The following is a 16,599-nucleotide window of genomic DNA, read 5'->3' on the forward strand; positions in this document are numbered from 1 at the left end:
TACCAAATGGCTACCGACGGTGTTATCATCGGGCGTCTTACAATTTATGCACCAGGTACATTGGAGAAAGTATCCCATGAGCGAGAACATCGTAAACGTTACCGATGCCTCTTTTGAAGAGGACGTCCTGAAAGCAGAGGGCGCGGTACTGGTAGATTACTGGGCAGAGTGGTGCGGACCATGCAAAATGATTGCGCCTGTGCTTGAAGAGATCGCCAAGGAATACGAAGGTAAGCTGAAAGTCTGCAAGCTGAACATCGATGAGAACAACGAAACTCCACCAAAATTTGGTATCCGCGGTATCCCAACCCTGATGCTGTTCAAAGGTGGCAACGTTGAAGCAACGAAGGTTGGTGCACTGTCCAAGTCCCAGCTGGCTGCATTCATCGAAGCGAACCTGTAATTCCGGGTAGGAAAATGTGGTGGCCGTACGGCCGCCTCAAAGGTTTAAGTGCCCGCGGGCCTGATTAAGGCTTATACACCACATTTTCATCTCTATGCTATAGACAGCGTAGAAACAACCTTTTATAGTGATCTCTATCGACAGCCCGCTGCTCAAATTAGCGGTGCTCCTGTCAAAGAATTCCATTTTTCTTCCCAAAACTTATCCATTCATTTCGACGCAGGCTTCCGCCGCGCTCTCATAGCTTATGAATCTTACTGAACTGAAAACGAAAAGCGTTCCCGAACTGCTGGACATCGCTAAAGGCATGGGCATGGACAATCTTGCCCGCTCCCGTAAACAGGACGTTATCTTTGCGATCCTGAAACGCCACGCCAAGGGTGGCGAAGACATCTACGGCGATGGTGTACTGGAAATCCTGCAGGACGGATTCGGCTTTTTGCGTTCCGCAGACTCCTCCTACCTGGCCGGTCCTGACGACATCTATGTATCTCCAAGTCAGATCCGCCGTTTTAACCTGCGTACAGGCGATACCATTGCCGGTAAGATTCGTCCGCCCAAAGAGGGCGAGCGTTACTTTGCCCTGTTGAAAGTTAACGAGATTAACTACGACAAGCCGGAAAACGCCAAGAACAAGATCCTGTTCGAAAACCTGACGCCGCTGTTTGCGCAGGACCGTCTGCGTCTTGAGATGGGTAACGGCAGTACCGAAGACCTGACCGCACGTGTGATCGATCTGGTGTGTCCGATGGGTAAGGGCCAGCGTGCATTGGTGGTTTCCCCGCCTAAAGCCGGTAAGACCCTGATGCTGCAGAACATCGCTAACAGCATCACCCGCAACAACCCGGAGACCCACCTGATCGTACTGCTGATCGACGAGCGCCCGGAGGAGGTGACCGAGATGCAGCGTACCGTACGTGGTGAAGTGGTGGCGTCCACCTTCGACGAGCCGCCTTCCCGTCACGTACAGGTGGCCGAGATGGTGCTGGAGAAAGCCAAGCGTCTGACCGAGCACAAGAAAGACGTTGTCATTCTGCTGGATTCCATCACCCGTCTGGCGCGTGCGTACAACACCGTGATCCCATCTTCCGGTAAAGTACTGACCGGTGGTGTGGATGCCCACGCACTGGAACGTCCAAAGCGTTTCTTCGGTGCAGCGCGTAACATCGAAGAGGGCGGCAGCCTGACCATCATCGCAACGGCGCTGGTTGATACCGGTTCCAAGATGGATGAGGTTATCTTCGAAGAATTTAAAGGTACCGGTAACTCTGAAGTTCACCTGGACCGCAAAGTGGCAGAGAAGCGCGTATACCCGGCGATCAACATCCGCCGTTCCGGTACCCGTCGCGAAGACCTGCTGACCACGGAAGATGAGCTGCAACGTATGTGGATTCTGCGTAAACTGCTGGATCCAATGGAAGATTCCGCAGCAATCGAGTTTGTGCTCGACAAGCTGAAAGACTTCAAAACCAACGACGAATTCTTCCTGTCGATGAAACGGAAATAACACTGTTTTCGTAGAAAAGGGGTAAGCATTCGCTTGCCCTTTTTTATTGCTGATAGATTGGTTGTTTGCATGTCTACACCTAAATACAAAGACCTGCGTGACTTTATCCAGATGCTGGAAGCACGTGGTGAGTTAAAACGAATCAAGCAGGAGATTGATCCCAATCTCGAGATGACCGAAATCGCCGACCGCACCCTGCGTGCCGGTGGTCCTGCGCTGCTGTTCGAAAATCCCAAAGGTTACGATTACCCGGTCCTGGCCAACTTGTTTGGTACGCCGGAGCGTGTGGCGATGGGGATGGGCGAAGAGACTGTCGAAGCGCTGCGCGAAGTGGGCAAGGTGCTGTCTCAGCTGAAAGAGCCTGAGCCACCGAAGGGCATGAAGGATGCCTGGGATAAGCTGCCGGTGTTCAAACAGGTGTTGAACATGGGGCCTAAGGTGGTTAAGAAAGCGCCGTGCCAGATGCACGTGGTTGAAGGTGACGACGTGGATCTGTACAAGCTGCCGATCCAGACCTGCTGGCCGGGTGATGCCGGGCCGCTGGTAACCTGGCCGCTGGTGATCACGCGTGGCCCGAACAAAGAACGCCAGAACCTGGGGATCTACCGTCAGCAGCTGATCGGTAAAAACAAGCTGATCATGCGCTGGCTGGCCCACCGTGGTGGTGCACTGGATTTCCGGGAGTGGAAGAAGGAGCATCCGGGCAAGCCATTCCCGGTTGCGGTTGCCCTGGGTGCCGATCCGGCGACGATTCTCGGCGCAGTGACCCCGGTGCCGGATACCCTGTCTGAATACGCCTTTGCCGGTCTGCTGCGTGGCGGCAAAACCGAGGTGGTGAACTGCCTGGGCAGTGATCTGCAGGTGCCGGCCAGTGCCGAATTTATCCTTGAAGGTTACATCGATCCTGAAGAGATGGCAGACGAAGGGCCATTTGGCGACCATACTGGTTATTACAACGAGGTGGACAGCTTCCCGGTATTTACCGTGGAGCGCATCACCCACCGTGACCGGCCGATCTACCACAGTACCTACACCGGTCGTCCGCCCGATGAGCCGGCGATCCTGGGTGTGGCGCTGAACGAGGTGTTTGTGCCGATCCTGCAGAAGCAGTTCCCGGAAATCGTGGACTTCTATCTGCCACCGGAAGGTTGCTCCTACCGCATGGCGGTGGTGACCATGAAGAAACAGTATCCGGGCCATGCCAAACGGGTAATGCTGGGCGTCTGGTCGTTCCTGCGCCAGTTTATGTACACCAAGTTTGTGATTGTATGTGACGATGACGTCAACGCCCGTGACTGGAATGACGTGATCTGGGCGATCACCACCCGTATGGATCCGCAGCGGGATACGGTGATGATCGAAAATACACCGATCGATTACCTCGACTTTGCCTCGCCGGTGTCCGGTTTGGGGTCGAAGATGGGGATGGACGCTACCAACAAGTGGGAAGGGGAAACCACCCGCGAATGGGGCGAACCGATCAAGATGGATGACGCGATCAAGCAGCGGGTCGACGCCATCTGGGATGAGCTGGATATTCTCTAGTGCACCGCACAGGATTTCAGCTGCACCTGAACGACATCGCGCAACCGGTCCGGGTGCTGCCGGACCAAACACTGTTGGCGGCCCTGGAAGAGGCTGGTTACAGAATGCGCCGCAGTTGTCGCAACGGGGTGTGTGAAGTCTGTGAAATCAGGTTGCAGCATGGGCGGGTGCAACAGCGTTACCCCCAGGCAACCTACCAAAACAATAACGCTGCAGAAGATGTCAGGGTGCTGGCGTGTACCGCGACACCACTGACGGATCTATGGGTGAATATTGAGGGGCTTAAGGCCCCCGGAGAAAAATCGGTGAAAAAACTGGTTTCTGATATCAAAGGGATTGAGTCCCTGAACCACGATGTGTATCGGGTTCGTTTGCAGCTGCCGGCCACAGGGAGCCTGGCAATAGATTTTACAGCAGGGCAGTATCTGGACATGATCCTGCCGGATGGTAAGCAGTGTTCCTTCTCTATCGGCAGTGCGCCGGAGCAGGGTCGTGACCTGGAGCTGCATATCCGCCATATGTCGGACAGCGATATGTCCAACGCGGTGATGGCTCACCTGCAGGATGAAGCAACGGTTGAGCTGGAGCTGCCAAAAGGCGATTGCTGCCTGGCGGCGAATGCGATCGATCCGAAAACCCACTTTATCTTTGCTGCGGCGAGTACCGGTTTTGCCCAAGTGAAGAGTGTGGTGGAACATCTGCTGGCCAACCAGGTTCCAAACCGGATCAGCATCTACTGGGGTGCGCGTGTGGAAGAGGACCTGTACCTGGAAGCACTGCCGGAGCAATGGGCCAAAGAACACGCCAACGTGAACTTTGTGCCTGTGGTTAGCGAGCCGGAAACCAGTCCGAACTGGAAAGGCCGCACCGGTTTGCTGCCGGCCGCAGTGCTGGAAGACTTCGATAACTTCGAGGGCGTAGAGATCTTCGCCAGCGGCTCACCGGGTATGGTGTATGCACTGCTGGATGCGGCAGAAACCCGCGGCTTCAACGAAGCGCAGATGCACTCTGATGTGTTTGCTTACGCGCCGCGCGTGTGATTTGTTAGTCGCCAAACGTTAATGAAGAGCCTCCGTATCGGGGGCTTTTTTGTGGGTGAGTGGTGAATCGTCTGATTGGATCGGTGTGTCGCTGGCGTTGTAGGGTAGCCTTCAGGCTACCGGCAGGCTAAAGCCTGCCCTACAGGTCTTATGGATTGGATTGAGCAACGCTACCCCTTAAATGCCGTTCCGTCCAAACTAAAAAGGCCGATGGAAATCCATCGGCCTTTTTACATGTTGCTAGCGGTTACTTAGCCGGCTTTTGCCATCTCGGCTTTCGGCTGTGGCAGCTCAGGCAGGTTGTCGGCAACCACGGCCAGGTTGTCCTGCATCAGGTCGCGGGCTTTCTCGACTTCACCCAGGTGGCGCAGCAGGCGGCTTAGCTCAGCCAGAGTCTCCTGGCTAGATTGGATGGCGAAGCTCTGCTCGAAGTAGCTCAGTGCCTGGCCCCACACCTGATTGCGCAGGGAGAGGCGACCCAGGGTTAGCAACAGATTGGGACTGTCCGGGTGGTTCTTGATCCAGCCTTGCGCGACTTTCAGCTGTTTCTTCAGGTCCTGACCTACGATGCGGCCGTACAGGTTTACCAGCTCTTCGTTCCACTGCTTGGCGATCATCTCGCGCAGCACCTGCTCTGCTTTCGGTTCAGCATTGATGGAGATCAGTAGCTCGATGTAGCGGCGGATCAGTGCCGGTTCGCCACTCAGATTCTGTGGCAATTTCTGCCATGCCTGGTCGAGGACGCTGTGACGGCTGGCGTTGTCGGTTTCAACCGGCAGTTGCTCCAGACTGTGGTTGAGCAGGTTCATGTAGGTCTGGCGCTCCAGGGCGATCAGCTTATCGTCACGCACCGCCTGGGACTTTTTAAGTTCCGGCAGCAGCTTGGCGATCGCATCCCAGTCCTGCAGGTTGGCGTAAACGTCCTTCAGCAGGCGCATCACGTAGGTGTTTTTGGGTGCCAGTTTGCGCAGCTTCAGCAGGTTGGCCAGGCAAGGTTCCAGCTGACCGCGGGCCAGTTGGATCTGCGCTTGGGTAATACCCACTGCGACTTCCGCCTGCGGTGTAGCCACACGGGCTTTCTGCAGCAGTTCGTCAGCGGCTTTGTCGTCCCCCTGTTCGTGAGCAGCGCGAGCTGCAGCCAGATAGTTGATCAGGGGGATTTCAGAACGCTCCGCGGCCTGGCCCAGCTGACGCTGTGCCTTCACCCAGTTGCCCTCGGAAAGGGCCATCAGACCTTTCAGGGTCTTGCGCTGGGAGACATTGTGGTTGCGGCGGTCACGCCAGTTGCGAAGGGTCTTCACCGGCATCATCGCATTGGTCAGGATATTCAGCAGCCAGTGCGCCAGCAGGAAACCGAGCACACCGATCACCAGCATTACCCAGAGGCTGGTTTCGATGGTGGTCTGGTTGAAGGCGATCAGGACGTAACCTGGGTCCTGCACCATCAATTGGCCGATCCATGCCCCTGCGGCAAGGATGACCAGCAGCAGAATAAAGAGCTTCTTCATGCTTTAGCCCCCTCTTCTTTCAGCTTGGCCATGCGCTTCAGGTACGCTTTCAGTTCACGCAGGGAACCAGAGATGTCCGGTACTTCCGGAGACACCTGTACCGCTTTCAGCTCTTCCAGACCGCGTACAATGGATTGGGTGGTAGCATCTTTTTTATCGAAGAATTCTGCAGCCCACTCCTGGGCTTTTACCAGGCTGTTGTCGTAGGCGCCTTGTTTACGCTGCAGCAGCGCCATCTGAGCCTGTTCCAGCATCAGGTGCAGGTTCTGCTTCAGGTAGAAGGTTTCTTTTGGCGACAGCAGGGGTTCGATCTTCGCGTCGCGCTGCTGGATCACCACCAGGGAGCCCAGCTTATCCAGCGCTTTGTTCCAGTTTTCTTTGATGCCTGCCGTCCAGCTTTCGCTGACGGTATCCGGAGTGATCTCTTTCAGCAGTTCGGGCAGCTCGCGCTTGTCGGCAATCGGGATCAGGCGCAGGTTTTCCACCTGGTCGTTCATGGCACCCAGCTTCAGGAAGACACCTTCGGTATCTACGACCGGAACGGCTTCCAGCGCAGCGATATCTGCTGCAACCGCTTTACGTACTTCGTAGATGGTGACGTCATCGGTTTCTTGCAGCAGTTTGTCTGCAGATTTCAGCAGGGTCAGGGCGCCGTCGGTGGTTTTCTCCATCAGTACACGCTGGTTCGCCAGGCGCAGCAGGTATTCAACCTCGGCCAGCAGCCATTCGGTACTGGTGTCCTGCTGTTTGGCGTTGATCTGTTCCATGCTGCGGGTCAGACGCAGGTGCAGCTCTTCCACACCGATCTTGTCGGCAGCGGCCTGGGTACGCACGTCTTCCAGGCGACGACCCAGATCGGCAATAGCACGATTGGTTTCGTTGCTGTTGGCTTTCAGGTTGTTCTGTACTTCCTGCGCCATGCTGTTGCGTAGTTGCTGGTTCGCCTGGGTCTGTTGCAGGGTCAGCCAGTACAGGTAGCCGGAGGCGCCCAGTGCCGCAATGGATAGGGCCAGTGCTACTTTACCCGGCCAGGTTGCACCCGGTTTTTTCTCTTTGGTCGCGTCGGAGGCTGCGGCGGCTGTCGCATTGTTGTCAGTTGCGTCGGTGCTGGCCGCTTCCTTGGCATTTACTTCTTCAGCGTCGGTAGCAGAGGTCTCAGCTGTGTCTACAGTCTCTTTGTCGGAGTCTTTCACCAGTTCACCTTCAATAACATCATTGTCTGGAGTGTTATCTTGCTGCTGATTCTTATCTTTTTCGCTCATTTGTCGCTTTCCGCATCGGTTGCAGGCAGCAGGGCGTTGATCATCGCCTGATCGTCCGCACCTGCAGCAGTCGTAATCCTTGTAAATCCGGCCAGTCTGGCTTGCTGCGCAATCCGCTCACTGGGCACAACCAGTAGGCAGTTGAGCAGGTTTGTCAGAGCAAACTGCTGCCGGCTGCCTGGGGCAAGCAGTAGCAGGTTCTCCAAACCTTCACCGCTGGTGACCAGCAACACATCGGGGCGCTGCTGGTGCAAAGTTTGCTCTATATCGCTGTCACTGTACACAGGACAGACACGTTGATACAGGTCGGCATAGTCGACCTGGGCGCCACGCGCGCGCAGTGTCTCGGCCAGTTTCTCCCGGCCGCCCTGGCCGCGTACGATCAGTACGCGCTGGCCTCTGACCTGTTGCAGGGTCGGAGATTCCAACAGGGCTTCCGAATCGTAACCCAATGGGTTGTTGTCGGCATCTATACCATAGTCCGCCAATACCGCCGCCGTTTTCCTGCCGATCGCCAGCCAATTGACCTTGATCGGCAGTTGGGGCCAGTAGTCGTCGATCAATTCTGCACCAAAACGGGCAGCGTTGGCGCTGATAAATATCACGTGCTGATAAAGATCGAGATCGAGAATGCGACCTTTGGCATGGTGAAATTCGACGGCAGGGGAGGAGAAGGGGCGGATCTCAAGCAGCGGCAGGACAACGGGGATGGCGCCAAGCGCGCTCAGCCCGTTGATCTGCGGTGCTGCCTGGTGGGCAGGGCGGGTGACCAGCACCCGTTTGCCTTGCAGTGCTGTCGGGTGGTGCGTATCAGTCATTGCTGTCGCTGTAGACGGCTTTCAGAATTTCGTCGGCACCGGCGTCCAGCAGACGTTCCGCCAGCGCGATACCCAGCGCTTCACCGTTTTCCGGCGCGCCGGTGATCTCGTCGCGTAGCACCTTGCTACCGTCCGGGCGAGCCACCAGGCCGCGCAGGTACAGTTCGGAGTTGTCTTCGTTCAGCACCGCGTAGCAGCCGATGGGTACCTGGCAGCCACCTTCCAGCCGACGGTTCATGGCGCGTTCCGCCAGCACACGCCATGCTGTTTCCTGGTGGTGCAGCGGTTTCAGCAGTTCGATGGTTTCGGCGTCATTCATACGGCACTCGATACCCACGGCGCCCTGACCGCCTGCCGGCAGACTGTCTTCCGGGGTGATCTCGTGGGCGATACGGTCGGCCAGCTCCAGACGCAGCAGGCCGGCAGTCGCCAGGATGATGGCGTCGTAGTCACCGGCGTCCAGTTTACCCAGACGGGTCTGCACATTACCGCGCAGCCATTTGATCTCCAGATCCGGACGGCGTTCGCGTAGCTGTGCTTCACGGCGCAGGGAGGAGGTGCCCACGACTGCTCCGGCCGGCAGGTCGTCCAGATGTGTGTAGGTATTGGAGACAAAGGCGTCGGTTGGACGCTCACGCGGACAGATCACGCTCAGGCCTAAGCCTTCCGGAAATTCCATCGGTACGTCTTTCATGGAGTGCACAGCGATGTCGGCACGGTCTTCCAGCAGCGCCGTTTCCAGCTCTTTTACAAACAGGCCTTTACCGCCTACCTTCGCCAGTGGTGTATCCAGGATCTTGTCGCCGCGCGATACCATTGGAACCAGCTCGACGGTCAGGTCCGGGTGGTGTTTCTCAAGTTCTGCTTTGACGTATTCCGCCTGCCAGAGAGCCAGCAGACTTTTTCGGGTGGCGATTCGGAGGGTTTTGCTCATCTTCAGATCCTGTTAAACCCACAGACGGGTTGTGGAAAACTTTCAGTTGGCCCGATTGTAACAGATAGAGAGAGGGGCGATGAGAGCTAAGCATGATATAATGTGCGGCAAATTTTTTAGTCGGCAGCTGCTCTGACCTGAAGCAAGGCTGCAAGATTTGAGGTTTACCGCATGAGTGAGAAAACTAACCAGCAGTGGGGTGGTCGTTTTAACGAGCCAACCGATGCTTTTGTTGCCCGTTTTACCGCGTCCGTAGAGTTCGACCAGCGTATGTATCTGCAGGATATCCGCGGTTCCATCGCCCATGCGAAGATGCTGACCAAAGCCGGTGTGCTGACCGAGCAGGAACGTGACGATATCATCCGTGGTTTGGGTGAGATCCGTATCGAGATCGAACGCGGTGAGTTCGAGTGGTCTGTGGCACTGGAAGACGTGCACATGAACATCGAAGCGGCGCTGACCAAGAAGATCGGTATCACCGGTAAGAAACTGCACACCGGCCGTTCCCGTAACGACCAAGTCGCTACAGATATCCGCCTCTACCTGCGTGACGAGATTGATCTGATCCTGTCTGAGATCACTCGCCTGCAGCAGGGTCTGCTAGGTATCGCCAACCGCGAAGCCGATACAATCATGCCGGGCTTCACTCACCTGCAGACTGCGCAGCCGGTAACTTTCGGTCATCACCTGATGGCATGGTTCGAGATGCTGAGCCGCGACTACGGCCGTTTCGAAGATTGCCGTGAGCGTGCCAACATCATGCCGCTGGGCGCGGCAGCGCTGGCCGGTACTACGTACCCGATCGAGCGTGATATGACCTGTGAGCTGCTGGAGTTCAGCGCACCGGCGGAAAACTCCCTGGATGCCGTATCCGATCGTGACTTCGCGATCGAGTTCTGTGCGGCGTCCAGCATCCTGCTGATGCACCTGACCCGTATGTCGGAAGAGCTGGTACTGTGGACCTCCGCGCAGTTCGACTTCATCAACCTGCCAGACCGCTTCTGCACCGGCTCCTCCATCATGCCGCAGAAGAAGAACCCGGATGTTCCGGAGCTGGTGCGTGGTAAGTCCGGCCGTGTGTACGGTCACCTGATGAGCCTGCTGACCCTGATGAAGTCCCAGCCACTGGCATACAACAAGGACAACCAGGAAGACAAAGAGCCGCTGTTCGACGCGATTGACACCGTAAAAGGCTGTCTGCGTGCGTTCGCTGACATGGTTCCGGCGCTGGAGTCCAAGAAAGAGAGCATGCGTGAAGCTGCCCTGCGTGGCTTCTCCACCGCCACTGACCTGGCCGACTACCTGGTACGCAAGGGCGTACCGTTCCGTGATGCACACGAGATCGTGGGTAAGTCTGTAGCGTACGGTATCGAGCAGAGCAAAGACCTGGGTGAGATGACCCTGGACGAGCTGGCGCAGTTCTCCGACGTAATCACCGCTGACGTGTTCGACGTCCTGACCCTGGAAGGTTCGGTGGCGGCGCGTAACCACATTGGTGGTACCGCACCGGATCAGGTGCGTGCTGCTGTGGTGCGTGGCGAGAAGAAGCTGGCTGAGCGCCAGGCGTAACCTCCGCATCTAGCTTACTACAACGGGGTGGCCATCGGTCACCCCGTTTTTTTCTCCCTTCGTTCTCCCGGTATTCACCCTTTTACGCTTCTGCTAGCCTTAGGGCTTCTACCTGTTATTGCCCGTTTTTGCCGGAGTCTTCCTGTTATGGCCGAACACCTCGCGATCTTTGACGCATACCCACGCTGGCGCCTGATCAATGAACCGATCTCTGACGATCCGTTGGCTGGTTTGCAACGGGACACCGCGTTGCTGAAAGAGGTGGCAGCAGGCAAGCGTGGTGCCACAGCCCGTATCTGGGAGAATCCTCACAGCCTGGTGGTGACCCGTCGCGAGACCCGGTTTCCCGCCTTCAATGACGCGCAGGCTCAGCTGGGTGCAGAGGGCTGGCCGGTGCTGGTACGGGAAAGCGGTGGTACCGCGGTGCCTCATGAGGCGGGGATTGTGCACTTCAGCCTGATGTTCCTGCAGGATAAGCTGTTCCAATTCAGCATGGATACGGTCTACGAAGCGTTGTGCGAACCGCTGCAGATGGCGCTGACATCGCTGGGATTAGAATCTGGTTACGGCGAGGTAAAAGGCTCCTACTGTGACGGCAAGTACAACCTGGTGGTGGACGGTCTGAAAATTACCGGCACGGCACAACGGATCATCGGTGCGAAAAAGTCTGCAGACGGCGTACAGCGCTCGGCGGTGCTGGCACAGTCGATGCTGATGGTGGAGAGCGACCCAGTAGCCGGCACCGATGTGGTGAACCGTTTCTATCAACTGGCGGGCAGTGACCGGGTGTTTGACCCACTGGTGTCCACCAGTGTGCAGCAGCGCATGGGTGAGCGGGCGGCAGGAATGGCATCCGGTGAGCTGACCTTGCTGGTACGTGAGCGTTTGGCTGAAGCATTTACTCAGCTTACATCCGCGGAATAACGTCTGTCTCTTCCTCTTGTTGCCAGGCGAAGAGGCTGTCGTCCTGGCAACGATTCTGATTTTGAGAATGTTTGCTTCTTTATAATTCGTTTGTTGTGAGGTGTTGGCCGATCTAGTCTGGACTGCACCTGAACTACAGACGAGAGCCCAATCATGTCTCAGGCAATGGATCGCTACAAAGTGCTGGCGGCGGGTGTGCTATGCATGATCGTCACCATCGGAATTGCCCGTTTCTCCTACACCTCTTTGCTGCCGATTATGCAGGCGGAAACCTGGCTGGATGATGCCGCCGGGGGCTGGCTGGCCGCGTTCAACTACATGGGATACATGGTGGGGGCATTGTTGGCGGCCTCGGTGGGCAGTCTGCGCACCAAAGACCGTTTGTACCGTCTCTATTTGATGCTGGCGGTGGTGACCACCTTTGCCATGGCCTACACCGACAATATGGTGCTCTGGGCGATTCTGCGTTTTATCTCCGGTATCAGCAGCTCGGGTGGTATGTTGATCGCCTCCGGTCTGATCCTCAATTGGCTGATCCGTCACCACTACCGAGGTGAGCTGGGTATCCACTTTGCGGGGGCGGGGCTGGGCATTATCTTCGCCGCAGCAGTGGTGGAGGTGCTGGTGCATCTGGCGCAGAGCTGGGATCTTCAGTGGCTCTGGTTTGCGGTGTTTGCGCTGGTGCTGAGTATTCCTGCCTGGTTGTGGATGCCGCAGCCGGATACCCGCCCGGTGACGGTGGGAGGCAACCAACTGGTGGATCGTCCGCCCAGCCGCGTGTTTATGTCGATCATGCTGGTCGCCTATTTCTGTGCCGGTTACGGCTACGTGATCAGTGCCACCTTTATTGTGGATATCGTCGAGGGGCAGGAACCACTCAAGGGGTTGGGGCAGTGGGTGTTTATGCTGATCGGGCTGGCGGTGATGCCCGCGGCGATTATCTGGGACCGGATTGCCCGTGCATTGGGATACCTGCGGGCGCTGATGCTGGCGTACGGTATTCAGGTGATCGGCATTGTGCTGCCCGCGCTGACCGATACGTTGACCGGGGCGTTGCTCAGCGCGCTGTTTTACGGTGGTACCTTTATCGGTTGTGTCAGCCTGGTGCTGACTATGGCGGGGCGTTTCTACCCGACCAAACCGGCAAAGCTGATGGGTAAGATGACCCTCGCGTACGGTGTGGCACAGATTGTGGCGCCGGCGCTGACCGGCATGCTGGCGCGGGAGAACGGTAACTACGATCTGGGGCTGTTCCTGGCCGGTGGCTTTATCGCGTTGGGCACCTTACTGATAGGCGCACTGTATCAGCTTGAAAGGCGTGAGCAGAACCTGGTGGAGCAACCTGCATAAATCCTTGCGAAGGATTGAAACGAACGGCACAAAAAAGCCGCATGGGAAAATCCTATGCGGCTTTTAATTGGCTGAGTGCAGGATCAGTTGTTCAGGGTGATATCCACCATCAGGTCGCTGGCGATACCTTCCAGAGCGTCCTGCAGATCATCCAGGTCGGCTTCTGCGGATGCAGACAGATCTGCACTGGCCTTGAACAGCAGTTCGGCAGACATAGAGCCGGAAACTAGCTCGGTGCTGAGGCGCTCGACATTGATGTGGCGCTGGGCCAGGGCTTGGGAAATTTCACGAACGATCCCCGGTTTGTCGTGACCCACCAGTTCCAGGGTGAAGCTTTGACCGGCTTCCTCTGGTGCATCGGCGGAACGCTCAACAACAACTTTCAAGCCGCATTGTGCTTCCAGTTTGCCCAGTGCTTCTGTGAGTGCATCTGCCTGGTCGGCAGGGACTTCGGTGATCAGGATGCCAGCGAATTTGCCAGCCAGACGGGACATACCGGACTCAAGCCAGTTGCCCTGATGATCGGCAATGGCCTGTGCTAGTAGTTCAACCAAACCTGGTTTGTCCGGACCGATGACGGTAAGTACCAATGATGTCATCATGAGTGTGCTCCTGTGTTATGTCGGCCGTTGTCCCCACTGGCCTTTTTAGTGTTTACCCTTAGCACTATAACACTCCCGCGCTGCAACAGAAGCGCCCTTAGAAAATTTCTGATGAGAATCTTTTTTCAGATTCGCCGGGTTGTTGATATGCAGTCATACGGTCACATACGCAGTGTTGTCCGGTTGTACCTGTTACTGAAGAAGCAAGGAGACGGAATTGGCTGAAATTGTTCATGCCCTCTGGCCGGTATTTGCGCTGATTATGTTGGGGTATCTGGCGCGTCGTACGGATTTTCCCGGGGCGGCGTTCTGGCCGTTGCTGGAGCGGTTGATCTACTTTGTGTTGTTTCCAGTGTTGCTGGTGGACCGCTTGGCGCAGGCGGATATGCGCGGAGTGCCACTGGAGTGGGTGCTGCTGGCTGTGCTGTTATTGGTGGTCGCGGGCAGTGTGCTCTGTTACCTGGTACGCCCCGGGTTGCGGCTGTCAGGGCCAGAGTTTACTTCGCTGTATCAAGGGGGGATACGCTTTAACACCTATCTGGGCTTGGCCATTACGGCAGCGCTGCTGGGAGATCAGGCGATGGCTTATGCTGCAGTGATTATTGCCTTGCTGATCCCTACTTTGAATGTCACCTGTGTGCTGGTGTTCTCACTGCATACCGGTGGTCGCTTTTTGTCTGGAAGGCTGGTGAAAAATCTGCTGGCCAATCCGTTGATCGTTGCCTGTTTGCTGGGCTTGGCACTGAACCTGTCGGGGGGCGGTTTGCCTGCATCGATAGCATCGGTAACCGATTTGCTAAGTCGTACCGCCTTGCCACTGGGGTTGCTTGCGGTGGGTGCTGGCTTGAGCTTTAAAGTGTTGCTGGACAGTCGGCTGGCGATGCTGGTCTCAGCCGGCATCAAGCTGGTGCTGATGCCTCTGGTTGGCTGGGGCATTGCGCTGCTGTTGGGATTTGAACCTTTATTGATGCAGGTGTTTGTATTGTTTGCGGCCCTGCCAACGGCAACCTCGGCCTATATTCTGGCTCGGCAACTGGGTGGTGATCATGCCGCCATGGCGGGGATGATCACCGGTCAGACGTTGATATCGGTCATCACTTTGCCGATTGTGCTGCAAAATGTTTTGAACTTTTCAGGATAACGCTGTCACATACTCGTCGACTTGGAAGCATGTTAGAGGCATTTGTTAAACTTTGTGCGGATCTAGTCGATAAAATTATTGAATAGGAAGGGAAAGGGGTTGAATGTTTCGGTCAGGTTGGCAACAATGTTGCCTGTTGTCCAAAACACCCGATTAAAACCTTTGTTTGACTGCATGACTGGAAAGTAGAGAACGATGAAGAAAGGCCCAGATTTAGTAGCAGTACTGGTTTTGGTTTTTGTTGTAGGAACCTTGATGACTGGCATCTCCCACGCAGTTGATATGCCGTCGATTGTTGGCACGGTGGCCGGTAACTAAACCGGCCTCGCCAGCAAGCTGTTACCGGGTATCACTCACCCATGTAACAGTCTTCGTCAGTGATAATACCCGCCAGTGGAATGTCCCAGCTTTCCACCGGTAAGCGCTCCACGCGCTGCAGCTCATGCGCCAGGCCGACCAGCTTCGGACCCTGAATGCTCTGTCTCCGGCTTTTGAAGCTGAAGGTCCGGTCATAATAACCTCCCCCCATGCCCATACGATTGCCATCCGCATCAAAAGCGACCAACGGCAGCAGTACCATATCCAGTGCCCATGGTGGACGACGGGGTGATTTCAGCAGCGGTGGTTCTTCGATGTTGTAGATATTGCGCACCAGTTTGGTGTTGCGGTCAAACGGCACAAACCAGAGGCGGTTGTGCAAGATCGGGTGCAGCACCGGCAGGTAGGTTTTCTTTCCCATTCTCCAGCAGCTTTCCAGCAGTGGGCGTGGATCGATTTCGCCATCGTTGGGCAGATAGAGCGCAATGTGGCGGGCGCGAATGAATTCCGGGCGGCGACAGATCTGGGCGTGCAAACGCTTCGCTGCTCTGAGTTGCTGCTGTTTGGTAAGTGCGCGCCGTTTCCGGCGGATCTCCTGGCGGAGTTGCTGACGTGGATTCATAGGGTGTGGTGAGAGGGCTCCCCGGGGTGCCGGTGCGGTACTGGCCCTGAACCCGAAGGTTCAAGGTGGCGGCTTAAGAAACATATTAGGCTTTCCGCAAATCGGACATGCGCATCAATGCTTACGTTAAGCCTCCGGAGGTGTGCTTATCGGCTCGAGGGACGTTACCAACTGTCGAACACCTCAGGGAGTTAGTCTCATTATACTCGTCTGGATTTGTAAGTCAGGTCTTGAAATAAAACTTTGTTGTGCTAGGCGTCGCCTCTAACTATTTGTAATTAGGCGATTTTTTGTGCAATTGAAATCTTTTCAATCAGTCGCTTCCGGTTCGCGGCGTTTCGCGCTGCCCAGGGCGTTGTCGATCTTCAGGCACAGCTGCTGTACATCCGCATTCAGGTCGCCAGACTGTTCGCGGCGCTCTTTGATCAGTTCATGGCTGATGTTCAACGCGGCCATCACCGCGATCCGCTCCAGGCCAATCAGTTTGCCGGTGCGACGGATATCCGCCATCTTTTCATCCAGATAGCGGGCGGCGGCCTCCAGCTCGGCACGGGCTTCCGGCGGGCAGTTGACGGTAAACTCTTTCTCCAGCAGTCGGATCGATACCGTTTGAGGTTCCTGGCTCATGCACTTTGCTCCAATGCTTTAAGGCGCTGAATCATCGCTTCAACTTTCTGGCGTGTCTGGTCGTTCAGCTGGATCAGCTGCATACGTTCCTGCTTCAGCTCCTGTTCTTGCTGGCGCAAACGCTGATTATCGTGCTCCAGACGTTCGCAATAGGTGAGAAGCTGGTCAATTTTCTGTTCCAGTATAGTTAAATGCTGTGCGCTCATCGTATTTCCCGGACTGCCCGGGCCTTTTATGCGGCCCAATCTGACGGACTATAAAGACCGCCCGCCGGAGGGTCAATGCCGGTCCGTGGCTCCGCGGGGTATGGGAACCTGCGAATAAGTCCGAGACTTTCTCTGCGGTCGATAAAACAGCTAAATGCGCGAAAGGCAGTGCAGTGGAATGACGAGTCCTTTCCAAGCTGCCTGACAAAGCAGAAAGCTGTTT

Annotated in this window: 17 protein-coding genes and 1 other RNA gene; 9 read left to right on the top strand and 9 right to left on the bottom strand. The window is 56.2% G+C overall.

Features of this window, described 5'->3' with window-relative positions; genetic code table 11:
- Positions 1–76 precede the first annotated feature (76 nt).
- The 4 genes from trxA (at position 77) to QKW35_RS12100 (ending at position 4,495) form a co-directional block, all read left to right on the top strand.
- Positions 77–403 carry a thioredoxin TrxA gene (gene trxA / locus QKW35_RS12085; RefSeq protein WP_282353398.1) on the top strand — a complete coding sequence of 109 codons (327 nt, stop codon included), beginning with the start codon at positions 77–79 and terminating at the stop codon, positions 401–403.
- A 247-nt stretch (positions 404–650) separates the two neighbouring features.
- Complete coding sequence (gene rho, locus QKW35_RS12090) at positions 651–1,910, top strand: transcription termination factor Rho (RefSeq protein WP_282353400.1); 1,260 nt, start codon at positions 651–653, stop codon at positions 1,908–1,910.
- Between the two features lie 69 nt (positions 1,911–1,979).
- Positions 1,980–3,455 (top strand): 4-hydroxy-3-polyprenylbenzoate decarboxylase, encoded by a 1,476-nt coding sequence (ubiD, locus tag QKW35_RS12095; protein ID WP_282353401.1) that lies wholly within the window; start codon positions 1,980–1,982, stop codon positions 3,453–3,455.
- Positions 3,455–4,495, top strand: a complete 1,041-nt coding sequence (locus QKW35_RS12100) for a 2Fe-2S iron-sulfur cluster-binding protein (protein ID WP_282353402.1) — start codon at positions 3,455–3,457, stop codon at positions 4,493–4,495. Before ubiD ends, QKW35_RS12100 begins: the two co-directional genes overlap by 1 nt.
- A 251-nt stretch (positions 4,496–4,746) precedes the next feature.
- On the opposite strand, the gene QKW35_RS12105 is transcribed toward QKW35_RS12100, so the two are convergent.
- From QKW35_RS12105 to hemC, 4 genes are read right to left on the bottom strand one after another with little or no spacing between them, the layout of a single operon-like run.
- Positions 4,747–6,003, bottom strand: coding sequence for a heme biosynthesis HemY N-terminal domain-containing protein (locus QKW35_RS12105; RefSeq protein WP_282353403.1), 1,257 nt, complete (start codon positions 6,001–6,003; stop codon positions 4,747–4,749).
- On the bottom strand, positions 6,000–7,265 hold the full coding sequence (locus QKW35_RS12110) for a uroporphyrinogen-III C-methyltransferase (RefSeq protein WP_282353404.1): 1,266 nt from the start codon (positions 7,263–7,265) through the stop codon (positions 6,000–6,002). The genes QKW35_RS12105 and QKW35_RS12110 overlap by 4 nt, the downstream gene beginning before the upstream one ends.
- Entirely contained in the window at positions 7,262–8,083 is an 822-nt protein-coding gene (locus tag QKW35_RS12115) for a uroporphyrinogen-III synthase (RefSeq protein WP_282353405.1), read from the bottom strand. The genes QKW35_RS12110 and QKW35_RS12115 overlap by 4 nt, the downstream gene beginning before the upstream one ends.
- The gene (hemC, locus tag QKW35_RS12120; RefSeq protein WP_282353406.1) at positions 8,076–9,017 is read right to left on the bottom strand and encodes a hydroxymethylbilane synthase; all 942 of its coding nucleotides are present in this window, start codon (positions 9,015–9,017) and stop codon (positions 8,076–8,078) included. Before hemC ends, QKW35_RS12115 begins: the two co-directional genes overlap by 8 nt.
- A gap of 171 nt (positions 9,018–9,188) precedes the next feature.
- Here hemC and argH point away from each other — a divergent pair, with 171 nt between their 5' ends.
- The 3 genes from argH to QKW35_RS12135 all read left to right on the top strand — a co-directional run bounded on the left by argH (position 9,189) and on the right by QKW35_RS12135 (position 12,860).
- Positions 9,189–10,586 (top strand): argininosuccinate lyase, encoded by a 1,398-nt coding sequence (gene argH, locus QKW35_RS12125; protein WP_282353408.1) that lies wholly within the window; start codon positions 9,189–9,191, stop codon positions 10,584–10,586.
- A 147-nt stretch (positions 10,587–10,733) separates the two neighbouring features.
- Positions 10,734–11,510: a lipoate--protein ligase family protein gene (locus tag QKW35_RS12130; protein WP_282353410.1), complete on the top strand. Its 777-nt coding sequence runs from the start codon at positions 10,734–10,736 to the stop codon at positions 11,508–11,510.
- Between the two features lie 153 nt (positions 11,511–11,663).
- On the top strand, positions 11,664–12,860 hold the full coding sequence (locus QKW35_RS12135) for a YbfB/YjiJ family MFS transporter (protein ID WP_282353411.1): 1,197 nt from the start codon (positions 11,664–11,666) through the stop codon (positions 12,858–12,860).
- A gap of 83 nt (positions 12,861–12,943) precedes the next feature.
- On the opposite strand, the gene QKW35_RS12140 is transcribed toward QKW35_RS12135, so the two are convergent.
- A complete protein-coding gene (locus tag QKW35_RS12140) occupies positions 12,944–13,462 on the bottom strand; it encodes a glycine cleavage system transcriptional repressor (protein ID WP_282353412.1) in 519 nt (172 codons plus the stop codon).
- 217 nt (positions 13,463–13,679) lie between these two features.
- Between QKW35_RS12140 and QKW35_RS12145 the strand changes: the two genes are divergently transcribed.
- Together QKW35_RS12145 and QKW35_RS12150 are read left to right on the top strand one after the other, a co-directional pair.
- Positions 13,680–14,603, top strand: coding sequence for an AEC family transporter (locus QKW35_RS12145; RefSeq protein WP_282353414.1), 924 nt, complete (start codon positions 13,680–13,682; stop codon positions 14,601–14,603).
- Between the two features lie 195 nt (positions 14,604–14,798).
- Positions 14,799–14,921, top strand: coding sequence for a hypothetical protein (locus tag QKW35_RS12150; protein ID WP_282353415.1), 123 nt, complete (start codon positions 14,799–14,801; stop codon positions 14,919–14,921).
- Positions 14,922–14,952: 31 nt separating this feature from the next.
- Here QKW35_RS12150 and QKW35_RS12155 read toward each other — a convergent pair whose 3' ends face one another.
- The 4 genes from QKW35_RS12155 to QKW35_RS12170 all read right to left on the bottom strand — a co-directional run bounded on the left by QKW35_RS12155 (position 14,953) and on the right by QKW35_RS12170 (position 16,376).
- A complete protein-coding gene (locus QKW35_RS12155) occupies positions 14,953–15,543 on the bottom strand; it encodes a 5-formyltetrahydrofolate cyclo-ligase (RefSeq protein ID WP_282353416.1) in 591 nt (196 codons plus the stop codon).
- Positions 15,544–15,557: 14 nt separating this feature from the next.
- Positions 15,558–15,736, bottom strand: a non-coding RNA gene (gene ssrS, locus QKW35_RS12160) — 6S RNA.
- A gap of 116 nt (positions 15,737–15,852) precedes the next feature.
- On the bottom strand, positions 15,853–16,170 hold the full coding sequence (locus QKW35_RS12165; protein WP_282353417.1) for a cell division protein ZapA: 318 nt from the start codon (positions 16,168–16,170) through the stop codon (positions 15,853–15,855).
- Complete coding sequence (locus QKW35_RS12170; protein ID WP_282353419.1) at positions 16,167–16,376, bottom strand: TIGR02449 family protein; 210 nt, start codon at positions 16,374–16,376, stop codon at positions 16,167–16,169. Before QKW35_RS12170 ends, QKW35_RS12165 begins: the two co-directional genes overlap by 4 nt.
- Between the last annotated feature and the right edge of the window lie 223 nt (positions 16,377–16,599).

Origin of the sequence: Pontibacterium granulatum (assembly GCF_029961155.1) — a bacterium.
GTDB lineage: Bacteria > Pseudomonadota > Gammaproteobacteria > Pseudomonadales > Balneatricaceae > Pontibacterium > Pontibacterium granulatum.